The 13,542-nt window shown below is 63.1% G+C and carries 11 protein-coding genes; 4 read left to right on the top strand and 7 right to left on the bottom strand.

Annotation, left to right across the window (positions count from 1 at the left end; translation table 11 throughout):
- Positions 1-87: 87 nt before the first annotated feature.
- Entirely contained in the window at positions 88-2,088 is a 2,001-nt protein-coding gene (locus tag AC1RTP_RS10750) for a DNA topoisomerase IV subunit B (protein WP_498607356.1), read from the top strand.
- Between the two features lie 115 nt (positions 2,089-2,203).
- On the top strand, positions 2,204-4,546 hold the full coding sequence (gene parC, locus AC1RTP_RS10745) for a DNA topoisomerase IV subunit A (protein WP_498607355.1): 2,343 nt from the start codon (positions 2,204-2,206) through the stop codon (positions 4,544-4,546).
- Positions 4,547-4,644: 98 nt separating this feature from the next.
- Here parC and AC1RTP_RS10740 read toward each other — a convergent pair whose 3' ends face one another.
- Positions 4,645-6,051 (bottom strand): IgA Peptidase M64, encoded by a 1,407-nt coding sequence (locus AC1RTP_RS10740; RefSeq protein ID WP_498607354.1) that lies wholly within the window; start codon positions 6,049-6,051, stop codon positions 4,645-4,647.
- Between the two features lie 92 nt (positions 6,052-6,143).
- Between AC1RTP_RS10740 and AC1RTP_RS10735 the strand changes: the two genes are divergently transcribed.
- The gene (locus tag AC1RTP_RS10735) at positions 6,144-6,704 is read left to right on the top strand and encodes a sigma-70 family RNA polymerase sigma factor (protein WP_498607352.1); all 561 of its coding nucleotides are present in this window, start codon (positions 6,144-6,146) and stop codon (positions 6,702-6,704) included.
- Positions 6,701-7,387, top strand: coding sequence for an anti-sigma factor (locus tag AC1RTP_RS10730; RefSeq protein WP_498607350.1), 687 nt, complete (start codon positions 6,701-6,703; stop codon positions 7,385-7,387). The genes AC1RTP_RS10735 and AC1RTP_RS10730 overlap by 4 nt, the downstream gene beginning before the upstream one ends.
- Here AC1RTP_RS10730 and AC1RTP_RS10725 read toward each other — a convergent pair whose 3' ends face one another.
- The 6 genes from AC1RTP_RS10725 to AC1RTP_RS10700 form a co-directional block, all read right to left on the bottom strand.
- Entirely contained in the window at positions 7,388-8,494 is a 1,107-nt protein-coding gene (locus tag AC1RTP_RS10725; protein ID WP_498607348.1) for a HupE/UreJ family protein, read from the bottom strand.
- Positions 8,491-9,651, bottom strand: a complete 1,161-nt coding sequence (locus AC1RTP_RS10720; RefSeq protein WP_498607346.1) for a hypothetical protein — start codon at positions 9,649-9,651, stop codon at positions 8,491-8,493. Before AC1RTP_RS10720 ends, AC1RTP_RS10725 begins: the two co-directional genes overlap by 4 nt.
- 7 nt (positions 9,652-9,658) lie before the next feature.
- Positions 9,659-9,916 carry a hypothetical protein gene (locus AC1RTP_RS10715; protein ID WP_498607345.1) on the bottom strand — a complete coding sequence of 86 codons (258 nt, stop codon included), beginning with the start codon at positions 9,914-9,916 and terminating at the stop codon, positions 9,659-9,661.
- Positions 9,917-9,928: 12 nt separating this feature from the next.
- The gene (locus tag AC1RTP_RS10710) at positions 9,929-11,392 is read right to left on the bottom strand and encodes a DUF4331 domain-containing protein (RefSeq protein ID WP_498607343.1); all 1,464 of its coding nucleotides are present in this window, start codon (positions 11,390-11,392) and stop codon (positions 9,929-9,931) included.
- Between the two features lie 66 nt (positions 11,393-11,458).
- Positions 11,459-12,886, bottom strand: coding sequence for a cyanophycinase (locus AC1RTP_RS10705; protein ID WP_498607341.1), 1,428 nt, complete (start codon positions 12,884-12,886; stop codon positions 11,459-11,461).
- Between the two features lie 124 nt (positions 12,887-13,010).
- Positions 13,011-13,526: a hypothetical protein gene (locus AC1RTP_RS10700; RefSeq protein ID WP_498607339.1), complete on the bottom strand. Its 516-nt coding sequence runs from the start codon at positions 13,524-13,526 to the stop codon at positions 13,011-13,013.
- Positions 13,527-13,542 lie beyond the last annotated feature (16 nt).

Here is a 13,542-nt window from a genome sequence, read left to right as displayed (position 1 = left end):
CAAGCTTGTGCGAAAGGCATCAACTAATCGCAAGTTACCGGGAAATACTGTATATAATCACAGCACTTTGCATTACCAAGAACAAGTATGGCCACTAAAAAACCAGTTTCCGACTACAGCGAATCATCCATCCGCGTCCTCAAAGGACTGGAACCCGTCAAGCAGCGCCCGGGCATGTACACCCGCACCGAGAACCCGCTGCACATCATCCAGGAGGTGATCGACAATGCCTCCGATGAAGCGTTGGGCGGCCATTGCAAAAATATCATCGTGACGCAGAATGCCGACGGTTCCATCACCGTCGAAGACGACGGCCGCGGTATCCCGGTCGGTCTGCATCCGGAAGAAAACGTGCCGACGGTGGAAATCGTCTTCACCCGCCTGCACGCGGGCGGTAAGTTCGACAAGGGTTCGGGCGGCGCCTACGCCTTCTCGGGCGGCCTGCACGGCGTTGGCGTGTCGGTGACTAATGCGCTGTCCAAGCGCCTGGAAATCGCAGTGTGGCGTAAAGACGACGCCGGCAATGGCTTCCACAATATCGCCTTCGAAAACGGCGACCTGGTGGAACCGCTGCGCTCCGAGCCTGCGCCGAAAGACGGCAAAAAGTCCGGTACCCGCGTCACCGCCTGGCCGGATGCGAAGTATTTCGACTCGCCGCTGATCTCGCAAGTCGAGCTGCAACGACTGCTGCGCTCCAAGGCCGTGCTGCTGCCTGGCGTGACCGTCACGCTGAAGAACGCCAAGAACGGCGACGAACAGACCTGGATGTACAAGGATGGCCTGCGCGGCTACCTGAACGAGCAACTGGCCCAGACCACCTCGGGCGGCGAAACCCTGATTCCCCTGTTCGAGGGCGAGCAGTTTGCGACCCCGGATGCGGAAGGCTTTGCCGAAGGCGAAGGCGCATCGTGGGTCGTGGCATGGACCGAGGAAGGCGCCGTGGTGCGCGAATCCTACGTCAACCTGATCCCGACCCCGAACGGCGGTACCCACGAATCGGGCCTGCGCGAAGGCCTGTTCGGCGCAATGAAGAATTTCGTCGAGCTGCACTCGCTGCTGCCGAAGGGCGTGAAGCTACTGCCGGAAGACGTGTTCGCACGCGCTTCCTTCGTGCTGTCCGCCAAAGTGCTGGACCCGCAATTCCAGGGTCAGATCAAGGAGCGCCTGAATTCGCGCGATGCGGTGCGCCTGGTGTCGACTTTCTCCAAGCCTGCGCTGGAGCTGTGGCTGAACCAGCACATCGACTACGGCAAGAAACTGGCAGAGCTGGTGATCAAGCAAGCGCAATCGCGCCTGCGTTCGGCGCAGAAGGTCGAGAAGAAGAAATCTTCCGGCGTGGCTGTGTTGCCGGGCAAGCTGACCGATTGCGAATCGGATGAAGTGACCCGCACCGAAATCTTCCTGGTCGAAGGTGACTCGGCGGGCGGTTCGGCCAAGATGGGCCGCGACAAGGAATTCCAGGCCATCCTGCCGCTGCGCGGCAAGGTGCTGAACTCCTGGGAAACCGACAAGGACCGCCTGTTCGCCAACAACGAGATCCACGACATCGCAGTGGCGATCGGCGTCGACCCGCACAACTACGGCGACGCGCCGGACCTGAGCGGCCTGCGTTACGGCAAAATCTGCATCCTCTCCGATGCGGACGTCGACGGTTCCCACATCCAGGTGCTGCTGCTTACCCTGTTCTTCCGCCATTTCCCGAAGCTGATCGAGAACGGGAATATCTGCATCGCCCGTCCGCCGTTATACCGCGTCGACGCGCCTGCACGCGGCAAGAAGCCAATCCAGAAGCTGTACGCACTGGACGACGGCGAACTCGTTGCGATCGAAGACAAGCTGCGCAAGGATGGCCTGAAAGAAGGCTCCTGGACCATCTCCCGCTTCAAAGGCCTGGGCGAGATGAACGCCGAGCAGCTGTGGGAAACCACCATGAATCCGGACACTCGCCGCCTGCTGCCAGTGTCGCTGGGCGATTTCGACCACGGCTACTCCTCCGCGCGCTTCAATATGCTGATGGGCAAAGGCGAAGCCGCCGCCCGCCGCGCATGGATCGAGGAACACGGCAACGAAGTAGAAGCGGACATTTAAACCCGGCAAACCAGTGTCAGACCCGCAGGGTCAGACACTGGTACGCGACCGGTGCGGGCCTGGTGTCTGACCCTGCGGGTCTGACACCGAATTACCGGTTTAGAAAGCAAACAAAATGACTCAAGCAAATCTCTTTGACGAACCAACTCCGGAACTGCCGCCAAGCGGTGGCAGTGGCGGTGATGACGGCGGCGAAACTCTGACCCTGTCGACCTTCGCCGAACGCGCCTACCTTGACTACGCCATTTCCGTGGTCAAGGGCCGCGCCCTGCCGGACGTGTGCGACGGCCAGAAGCCGGTGCAGCGCCGTATCCTGTACTCGATGAATGAACTGGGCCTGGGCCCGACTGCCAAGCCGCGCAAGTCCGCCACCGTGGTCGGCGACGTGCTGGGTAAGCTGCACCCGCACGGCGACCAGTCGGTTTACGACGCGCTGGTGCGTATGGCGCAGGATTTCTCGCTGCGCTACCCGCTGATCGACGGCCAGGGTAACTTCGGTTCGCGCGACGGCGACGGCGCCGCGGCAATGCGATACACCGAAGCCCGTTTGACCCCAATCTCGCGCCTGCTGCTGGACGAAATCGACCAGGGCACCGTGGACTTCATCCCGAACTACGACGGCTCGTACGAGGAACCTGCCCTGCTGCCGGCGCGCCTGCCGATGGTGCTGCTGAACGGCGCCTCCGGTATCGCGGTGGGCCTGGCGACGGAAATCCCTTCGCACAACCTGACCGAGGTGGCCAAAGCCGCCGTGGCGATGATCCGCAATCCGAAGATCAGCCACGCGGAACTGATGGAACTGATCCCTGGCCCGGACTTCCCGGGCGGCGGCCAGTTGATCACCCCACGCGCGCAGCTTGACGATATGTACGCCTCGGGCCGCGGCTCGATGAAGGTGCGCGCACGCTGGAAAATCGAAGAACTGGCGCGCGGCCAATGGCAAGCCGTCGTGTACGAACTGCCGCCTGGCACTTCGTCGCAGAAGGTGCTGGAAGAAATCGAAGAACTGACCAATCCTAAGGTCAAGCTGGGCAAGAAAGCCCTGTCGCCGGAACAAGTGGCGCTGAAAGGCCTGCTGCTTGGCCAGCTGGATAAGGTACGCGATGAATCCGGTCGCGAGGCCGCTGTGCGCCTGGTGTTCGAACCTAAGTCGAAGAACCAGAACCAGACTGAGTTCATGCACATGCTGCTGGCGCATACCTCGCTCGAGACCTCTGCCTCGATGAACCTGGTGATGATCGGCGGCGATGGCCGCCCGCGCCAGAAGGGCATCAGCGACATCCTGGGCGAGTGGATCGAGTTCCGCTTCGCGACTGTGACCCGCCGTACCCAGTTCCGACTGAACAAGGTCGATGAGCGCATCCATATCCTGGAAGGCCGCCAGATCGTCCTGCTGAATATCGATGAAGTGATCGCCATCATCCGCAATTCGGACGAGCCGAAGGCGGCCCTGATCGAACGCTTCAAGCTGTCGGACCGCCAGGCTGAAGACATCCTGGAAATCCGCCTGCGTCAATTGGCGCGCCTGGAAGCGATCAAGATCGAACAGGAGCTGTCGGAACTGCGCAAGGAGCGCGAAGGCCTGCAGGAAGTGCTGGACAACCCTGCCACCTTGCGCCGCCTGGTCATCAAGGAAATCGACGGCGACACCAAGACTTATGGCGACGCGCGCCGCACCCTGATCGAGGAAGCGCAGAAGGCAGTCGTTGAACAGAAGGTGGCCGACGAACCGGTGACCGTGATCATCTCCGAAAAAGGCTGGGTGCGTGCGCGTACCGGCATCGGCCACGATCCGGCGCAATTCACCTTCAAGGCAGGCGACTCGCTGTATGGCGCGTTCGAGTGCCGTACCGTGGATACTCTTCTGGGCTTCGGCGATAACGGCAAGGTCTACTCCGTGCCAGTCGCCGCCCTGCCTAACGCGCGTGGCGATGGCGTGCCGATTACGACCCTGGTCGACCTGTCGGGCGGTGCGCGTTTGCTGCACTACTACGCGGGCAACGGCGACAAGCAGCTGCTGCTGGCGTCCGATGCGGGCTACGGCTTTATCGCCAAGGCTGGCGATATGGTGTCGCGCCTGAAGGGCGGCAAGGCGTTCATTACGCTGGATGAAGGCGACAAGCCCCTGCCGCCTACCGTGGTGACCGAGGGCTCGAGCGCGGTGGCAGTGATCTCGGAGAAGTCAAACCTGCTGGTGTTCGGAATGGACGAGATGAAGGTGCTGTCCAACGGCGGCCGTGGCGTGATCCTGATGGACCTGGGTGATAAGGAGAAGCTGGTTGCCGCTTGCGCGATCACCGATAAGGGTGTGACCGTGCTGGGAATTGGGAATGCGCAGAAGGCTAAGGAAGACCGTATGGGGCCGACGGCTCTGGGGCCGCACTTTGGCAAGCGTGCGCGCAAGGGTAAGCCGATGCCGGTGCGGATTAAGCCTACGGGTTTGCTGCCGAACACCTAAACCGGTAACCCGGTGTCTGACCCGCAGGGTCAGACACCGATACGCGGCTTCCGCAGGCCAAGTGTCAGACCCTGCGGGTCTGACATTGAATTACCGGTTTAGCGTGGTGCATAAAGATCAATCGTCTCCTGCACCGCATCACTACAAACCGCACAAAACGCCTCACTCCGATCAAACATCAAGCACTGCTGCTGCGAACGATAGTAGCCAGTCGCCTCATAATTCGCCCCCTCGAAAGCCCCCACCGCCTTGCTGTTAGGCGCCTTCGAGAACAGCGCATTAGTCCACGCCAGGTCCTCCTTAAACAGCTTGCTCATCTCCGACTCCGGACGATTATCCTTGCGCAGCTGCGCACGAATCTTCTGGTACTCGCGCGAATGCGCTTCATACTCCGCCTTCGGCCACGCCGTTGGCAGCACCGTCCCCGGCGTCACAAACTTCTTCCACTTCACATTCGCAGGATCAAGCAAAGCCGTCACATTCGGCTCCCAAGGCTCCATGCGTGCACCGCCCGTCGCATATGCCACCGGCGAGGTGTAATACTCATCCGCCAGCCCCGCGAAGTGGTGGCCGAATTCATGCACGAACAGGTAGTTTGCCCAATCATTATCCGCCGCCGCCGTGCTAAATTGCCCGTAAATACCGCCACCGCCATAGGTGTCGTTGTTAACCAGGATCTCGATGAATTCATACGGCGCATGCTGCGCGATCTCACGCAACGCACGGTTATCGATGGTCAGCACATAACGCTCGCTGCCGAAGATGTCGTAGCGCGTACCCAGCTTCGACGCATGGTGGGTATTGGTCGAAGGACGCGACACACCCGACTCCTGCGTAGGCACCGCCATCGCCCACACGTTGAAGTCCTTGGCGCGCTCCTTGAACGGCGAGACCGTGAACAGGTAATCGGACAGCTTGCGCGCGCGGGCTTCGAACTTGGCCATATCCGCCTTGGTGTAACCGTCGCCCAGGATCAGCAAGTCCACTTTCTTCTCGCTTGGGCCATTCACGCGGATCGGGATCGGCTTGGCAGGCGCAGTATCCTGCTTGCGCACCACGTCCATCGCATCGGTATCGACGTCCAGGCTCCACACCACGGAGAACTCATTGCGCTCGTCGCGCTTCAGGATTCGAACCTTGACCGGACGGTCCGGCTTAGGGAATCGCACCGACTCGTGGAAGCCGCGCGTCAGCTTGCTCGCTTCTTCGGTCGACTTCCATTCAACGAAAATGGTGGAGAAGGTGCGGGCGTACAGCAGCTTGCCGGTCTTGGCATCCGCCACTTCCACCTTGTTCACGCCACGGTTGGTGGTGTCGATTGTCTTGGACATATCGCCCGGCCACGGCAGCGGCTCAATCACAACTTGCTCGATCGCGTAGCTTTCGTTTAGCGCGTTACCAGTGTGCATATAGTCCAGGCGTACGGTCGCAGGCTGCGCGGCCAGCGCCAGGCCGGCAACGGCGCTCAGCGCGGCTCCCGCCAGCAGTCGATTCAGATACGGCATGAAGTCTCCAGTGTGGTTTTGATGGCGGATATTGTAGCTTTGCTTTGCTGAATACTGTAGACCACAAAAAAAGGCAGGCATAAGATGGCCCCATGACAATCGAACCCGATCAGCTACGCGCCTGGCTGGCGGCAGCCGGCCGCCAGGATGCAGCAGCCTTCCGCGCGCTGTATGACGCAGCCGCGCCGAAACTGTTTGGCTTCGCCATGCGTATATTACGTAAGCGGGAACTGGCCGAAGAGGCGCTGCAGGAAGGCTTCGTGTCGATCTGGCACGCAGCGCCGGATTACCAGGCCGGCCTCTCAGCGCCGCTGACGTGGATGGCGGCCATTGTCCGCAACAAGGCGCTGGATATCCTGCGCCGCACGGACAACACGCTGGAACTGGATGTCACAATGGATTCACTACTTCGGGACGATGCCAGCACGCCCGCCGAGGCGAGCGAAATGAGCAGCGATGCGCGCGCGCTGGCCGGCTGCATGTCGCGGCTGGAGAATCTGCACCGGCTGGCGATCGGGCTGGCCTTCTTCCACGACCTGTCCCACACCGAAGTTGCGCAACGCATGTCGCTGCCGGTCGGCACCATCAAGACCTGGATCCGCCGCGGCATGGAGAAATTGAAGAATTGCCTCTCGCAGGGAGGCGCGTCATGAACATCCGTGGCAACGACGCCCTGCGCGACAAGCTGGCGGCCGAATATGTGCTGGGAAGCCTGCGTGGCGGCGCGCGGCGGCGTTTCGAGGGCTGGATGTACAGCGATGCCGCCCTGCGCTTATTGGTCAAAGGATGGGAACAGCGCCTGCTGCCCATGTACGAATTCGTGCAGGGACAGGCCCCCTCCCCCCAGGTCTGGAGCAATATCGAAATGCGCCTGCGCCTGAAGCCGGAACGCAGCCGCTGGTATTTCTGGCGCGGTTTCGGGCTTGGCATGGCGTCGGCCGCTGCGGTGGCGGCGCTAGTGGTGTCGATCAGCGTGCAGCATCTACGCGAACCTTCTTACGACCTGGTGGCAACGCTGACCGACGAGCAGGCGCAGCCCGCCTTGCTGGTCAAGGCCGATACTGGCAAGCGCGTGCTGCAAGTCCATATGGTGGGCGCGGCATCGGTGCCGCTCGACCGCTCGCTGCAACTGTGGGCGATACCAAAGGCCGGTCCGCCACGTTCGCTGGGCGTGCTCGGTGATGACGGACGGGCGACGTTCTCGTTGGCGGCAGGCGCGGTGGGCACTGATGTGGTGGTGCTGGCGATTTCGCTCGAGCCACGCGGCGGGTCGCCCGATCCGAATGGCCCGACCGGGCCGGTCCTGTACAAAGGCCCTTGGGTACAGGCCATGTAATCAGGCGGTTGCTCGCTCAATGAGCCACACGGTCGCCAGCAGTGCAATGCATGCCGAGCCGCCTTTCACCATGACTTGCCGGTAAAGCCATGTGCTGCGCATGGCGTATGCCAATGGGACGAAGGCTGCGACGATCGCCAGCTGTCCCAATTCCACGCCGATATTGAAACCCGCCAGCGCAATGGCGGCGGCGCCTTTCGGCAGGCCAAGGTCGCCCAGAACTCCAGCAAAGCCAAAGCCGTGCAGCAGGCCAAATACGAAAGCTGCCAGCCAACGCTTACCCTGTACCAGCGGCCAGATGTTGTTCAGTGCTGCGATGGCGACGGAAGCGGCGATGGCGGATTCGACCAGGCGGCTTGGGAGTGCGACCACATGAAGCGCTGCCAGTGAGAGTGTGACGGAGTGGGCGAGCGTGAAGGCTGTGACCACGCGCAGCACGTCGGCGCCCGCGGGGCGCCAGCTTTTCGCCAGCACGGCGGGCAGCAGGAGAGATAGCAGGAAGAGGATGTGGTCGTAACCGGTCCAGATGTGCCAGACGCCGTGGCGCAGGTAGCCGGTGGCCTGGCGCCACAGGCCAGTGGCGGCCTCGCTGCCACGATTACCCGCCGCGAAGCGTGTGCTGTCGCCGCCCAGCACCAGCGATTGCAGCTGTCCGTCGACCGTGATGCTGGCCATGCCGCGGTGCTGCGCGTCGAGATCGGCGAACAGTTGGTAGTCGATGGCGAAGGAGGCGCCGGGCTGGCATTCACCGCGCAGAATGAGGACGGCATAGGCGCCGTCGGTGTGGCGGTCGATTTGATTGGCAACCACCTGCAGCCGGCAGCCCGGCACGAGGCCGAGGCGCGATATGGCGTAATTGGCGATGTCGCTGTGGCGGGAACGGACTTCGTCCCAGGTCAGCTTACCGTCACCATCGGTATCGAGGCCTAGGGCGAAGTCGAGGTCGCGCAAGGCGATGTCCCAGCGGCCATCGATGGTGGCCGCTGAGACGCGCAAAGTAAGGTAGCTGTCGCTGGGCTTGTGGGCACGGGCTGCGCCGGCAGCGAGCAGCAGGGGCAAAAGGAACAGCGCGGCCAGGCGGCGCACGGTGAGGGTTCGGCCTTTCATGCCGGGCCTCCTTCCAGCTTTTGCGCCAGCATGGCGATGACGCTGTCTTCGATGCCGGACTTGCGGCGCCATGCGAGTGCAGGCCGGGCGGCGGCTGGGGCATGTGCCGCGAGCGCCGCTTCCAGCAGGATGCGCAGGTCGGCGGGCTCCTTCTGGACTTGCCAGTTGGCCAGCGCTAGCCGCAAAGCAGCCTGCGCGTCGCCCCGCAAGTACAGTTCAAAGCGTGCCTGCTCGCGTTGGTGAATGGCGTCGCCGCGGCGCGATGCAGCATCGAAACGCGCCTGCAGCTCGGCGACCGTGGCGGCCGCCGACGGCGCGGCCGTGGCCTGGAGGGCCAGTGCGTAGCGCAGCAACAGGCTGTCGACCCTCATGCGGCTGCCGAGCAGTGCTTGCACATCAGTGTAGCGGCGCCGGTCCAGCAGCAAGTCCGCGTAAGCGCCGAGCAGGTAGCTGTCGTCCGGCGCGATGGCAAGCGCCTGGCGGAAACGCGCTTCGGCGACGTCGGCATTGCCACGCCGCGCTGCCAGCTCACCAAGCAAGGTCAATGCCCAGGTGCGCAGGCCCGTCTGCGCGGGCTCGGCGCCGCTTCGTTCGACTGCCAGCGCCAGCAAGCGCTCGCTGGCTGCGATCTGTCCGCTGGCGGCGCGTGCATTGGCAAGGCAGGTCATGCCGGCCAAGCCGCTGGCAAGTGACGACAACCGTCCGCAACTGCGAACGGCGGCATCGTATTCGCCGCGCACCACTTGCACAGTGGCCAGCGTCAGCCAGGCCTGGGCGTTTAACGGATCGGCGCTCGTCACCGCATCCAGGTCGCGCATCGCCTCTTCGAAGCGGTGGCTCGATTGCAGCAGCGTTGCGCGTAGCAACAGGACCTGGACCGGCGGCGTAGGCGCCCTCCACCATGGCGCCAGCACTGACTGCGCATAGCCGAAGTAGCGAGGATCGCTCGCTGCCCGGCCAAGCTCAATGTAGTACTGGGCCAGTGCTGCGGCGGCGGCCGGATCGCGCGTACTTGCCCGGCGCAATTCCGCCGTGGGTGCGGTCGTGCGGCGCGGCAGCGTTTCCAGCACTTCGGAGCCGAGGCGAGGGACAAATGGCGCCGCATCGGCAGCCATGGCGGCCGCCAATGCGATTGCGAAGAGGACGTGGCGCTGCATTGCCGCCTCACTCCACCGCCACCGGTTCGCTGCCATCCGGCTTCGTGAGCGCTGTGCCCTCCACGTCGGAGGGCTCGGCGTCGTCAGGGGCGCTACGGACCAGCGCCACTAAGGCGGCGGTAAAGGCATCTCCCGCAGTCGCTGGAGCGACAGGCGGCACGGGGGTGCCCATCGCCGATCCATCGCTCCCCCCTCCGCCACCGCCGCAAGCGGTCAGTAGCCCGGCCAATATCGTAGCGGTGAACACATGAATGATACGTTTCATGGCTTGGCCCTCCTATTGCTGCGGCGAGCCGGCAATCGGCGTTTTAAGGTAAGGGAAGGCAGCGCCGAAGAAGCTGTCATCCAGGTAAGCGCCATCGGTGAAGCGGATCGCCCCCGCCGGCGCATCGCCCGGCGCGCAGCCGATATTCAGCGTGCACAGTTTGCCCATTACCACGCGCAAGGCGATATCCACCACATCATCGCCAGGGCGACGGCCGTTGGGGAAGCCTGCATTGTCGCCATCGATCACCCCCAACCGCTTCTGCGCCCCCTTAGCCACCGGCGCAATCGAAGTATTCAGCCGCAGCATCTCGGAGGCCTTCACATTGGCCGGCTGGTTCAACCCCTGCACGCCGGTGAGGAAGACCTTCACCAGGTCATTGCGCGGGAAATTGGTCGGCGCTTTTGCTCCGGCGCTGCCGAACAGCACCTCCACCAGCGCCGGCAAGGTCGGGTTGGTGACGTAATCCGCAAACTGCCCGTCCTGCATAGGCTTGCTATGGTTGAAGCGGTCCTTGTCCTTCAAGCCAATCACCACCTCATTCACCAGCGGCATGCCGAGCCGCGACACCTGCGTCCACGCCCCACCCTCCTTCGAGCCGCCGTTCGGATTGAGCAAGCGCCCCTGCCGCAAGCTGGCCGTTGTCCAGGCACCGATCACCGGCTCACCGCCCGCCGTGAGGCAGGAAGCCGCCACCTCCAGTTCAATCGAGGTCACGTTCTTGTCGTCCAGGTCATCGCGGGCATTCTTCTCCGCATTCGCCAGGAATTCCACAGCGGGCGCCTTGATGTTGATCAGGTCAAATGTCTCGCCCAGGTTGACCACGAATGGATCCTTGCGCTGCCCAACGAACATGCGCGCCGGCACCGAGCAACCGGGAATGTTCACCGTGTACACATGCTTGCCCGCATAGCCCGCGTAATCGGGAATCGACTTGTTGCCGATATTGTCGATCGGCTTGTCAAACACGGTAGCGCCGCTGCCCGCCATGCGCACCGCCTGCCGCGCACTGCGGCGATCACCGCGCACCACGTCCACGGTATAGGTTTCACGCACATTCAAGCCGGCCGGATTGACGTCGTTGATCGGGCCGCCGTTGATCACCAGCGGGATCGGCACGCTCTTGCCGCCGACATTGAAGGCGGCATTCTTGAAGGTATTGGTGAAGCGGAACTGGAAGGTCAGGTCCTCCCGCGCATCGCCATTATTGTCGATATGGATCTCGTACATCGCGTCCGGATCCATGCTGAAATAATTCGGCCCGCCGTACGCATCCTGCAAGGGCACGTAATTGGCGATCAGGGTAACGAATTGCTCGCGCCCGGGCTCGTAGCTGCGGAATATATAGAAATCAGTCCCGTCGACCTTGGGCTGGCGTGTGATGAAAGGTGCTTCGCGGTGGCTGGACGCCTGCGCTGCCGACGCCAGGGCCGACAGCAGGGCTAACTGGACAGCAGCGTGCTTGATGAGTGCCATGGTTTCCTCCCGTGTGGTTGGTTGCCATGGCATATACGCAGCGGCGGCGCCGCCGGATTCAAATCCTCACTTATATTTGTAGAGGGGCCGCGTGATTTCGATAGGCCGGATATCAAGGCGGATATTCAGCACTGAATATGCCTCCGCCAGGCTCGACACATAGCCCACGCTATCGGGCGTCTTGGTGAAGCGGAATTCGAAGCCCACCTCGGTGCCGCTGGCGCGCGGGTTGCCGCTGGCGATGCCGATTGCCTCATTCTGGTTGCTGTCGATCAGGCGCTCCATCAAATCGATCACGGCGCTGTTGCCCAGCACGTCATTGCTGAAGACCTCGCCCCGGCCCAGGGTACGCGTGGGGTCGATGCGGCCGCCCGCCTTGTCGGTGGACGGCAGGAACATATGGGTGCCGATATTGAACTTGTCGCCACGGTCCAGGTAACTGATCACCGCATTGCGCACGCTGAAGTGCGGCGAGTCCTTGTCCCACTCGGCGCGCGACAGGTCGATCAGCAGCGCGCCCTTGTAGCCGATGACTTCCACCTCGCGCTGCGCGTTCACCACCATCGCGCTGTCCTCGTCGATGCCCAGGCCAATCTGGTAGCCCTTGGCCAGCATGGCGGGGATCATGCGCGCAAAGCGGCCGCGCACTAGCAGGTGCTGGTCCACGAACACGTCGTCGCCGATGAAGCCCAGGCCCGGGCCCAGTTCGCGGCCATCCGCAATGCCGGTCTGCAGCATGGACAGCACCGCCTTCGGGTTGGCGAACATGGTGCTGCTCATGATGGCGGCTCCGGCCGAAGTACCGGCGATCACGCCGCCGCGGCGGTACACGTCCCACACAGCCTCCAGCGCCGCAGTCTGGGTGCCGTCTTCGCGCAGCAGCGCTTTAGTAATACGGCCCTGGTCACCGCCGGCAAAATAGATGCCGTCGGACTCGCGGATCTTCTTCGCCAGCACGGCATCGTCCGCATTTTTCTTGTAGTCGCTGCCTGTCAGGCGCACCGCCACCGGCACCAGGAAGGCGTCGGCGCCCCATTTGCGCAGGTAGCCGATGATGGTCTGGGCCGAACGCTCCGGATTGCCCGCCGCTGAAGGGAAGACCGCGATGCGCGAGCCCTTGCCGCCGGCCAGTTTCACAATCCTTTGCCAGACGTCCGCGTTATCCCCGCGCAGGCCGCCGCCGATGATGACCAGCGATCCCTGGTGCGCCGCTACAGGCGAAGGCGCAATCGCAGCCCCGCCGCCGCTCAGCGTGGCGCTGGCGCCCGCTACGATGCGTACCGGCGCCGCCGTGTCGGGAAGTTGGGGGGGCAGGCTGGGAGGAGCACCGGGCGACTTGGACGGCGACTCGGGCGGCGGCGTTGTGCTGGTGCGCCCGCTGCTGGCGGGAACAGGTTTCGTGGGCGGCGCTTCCCTTGCGTGTATCGGGAGGCCGCAGGCGGCTAGCAAGGCCAGGCCCAAACGGGCCAGGCCGGCGGGGGAGTACAGCTTCACGATGGCCTCCTGTTCTACTTGCTCACTGGCATCGCTGCTAGACATCGGGGAAAGACCTTTTCAACAGTGTAGCCGGGCGCAACGGTGGAGTAAAACGCTATCGTGCACCCGTTCTTACTAAATATCAGCGCGCCTTCAGGTAACGCTCCGGCAGAGGGGTCTTCTCCCCTTCCGGCTGCCACAGAAGTTGCGAAATCCACCAGCGCTGGCCATCGTTCACCAGCTGGATGGAATTGATGCCGCGCACGAAAGGCGCCTCCGCCGGCGCATGGCGCGCCTCGTAGGTGCTGAACACCTGGGCGATCTGGCCGAATTCCTCGCCTTTGCGCGCCAGTTCGGATTCGTAGAAGCCTTCCTTGGCAAATACCGGCGTAACGCGGGTGATGTAGTCCTCCAGCGACAGCACGCGGGTGTGGATCACACCGTCCTTGCCGGCGCTATGCACCACCATGCGGCCATCGTTGCGGAACAGGGAACGCAGACGGTCCCAGTCGCGCACCTTGCCGGCGGGGCCGGAAATGGTGTCGTACAGGGCGCCCACGATACCGTCCACCGTGGCCACGTCGGCCGGGCGCGCGCCCGCTGCCAATGCGCTACCGCTGGCCAGCACCAACAGTAGCAAAGTTGCTAACTTCTTCATTAGTTCTCCTACTAAT

The sequence above is a fragment of the Pseudoduganella sp. GW821-FHT11H04 genome (assembly GCF_058807935.1).
The sequence above is the reverse complement of the archived record's forward strand: the minus strand, read 5'-3'. Positions and strand labels throughout refer to the sequence as shown.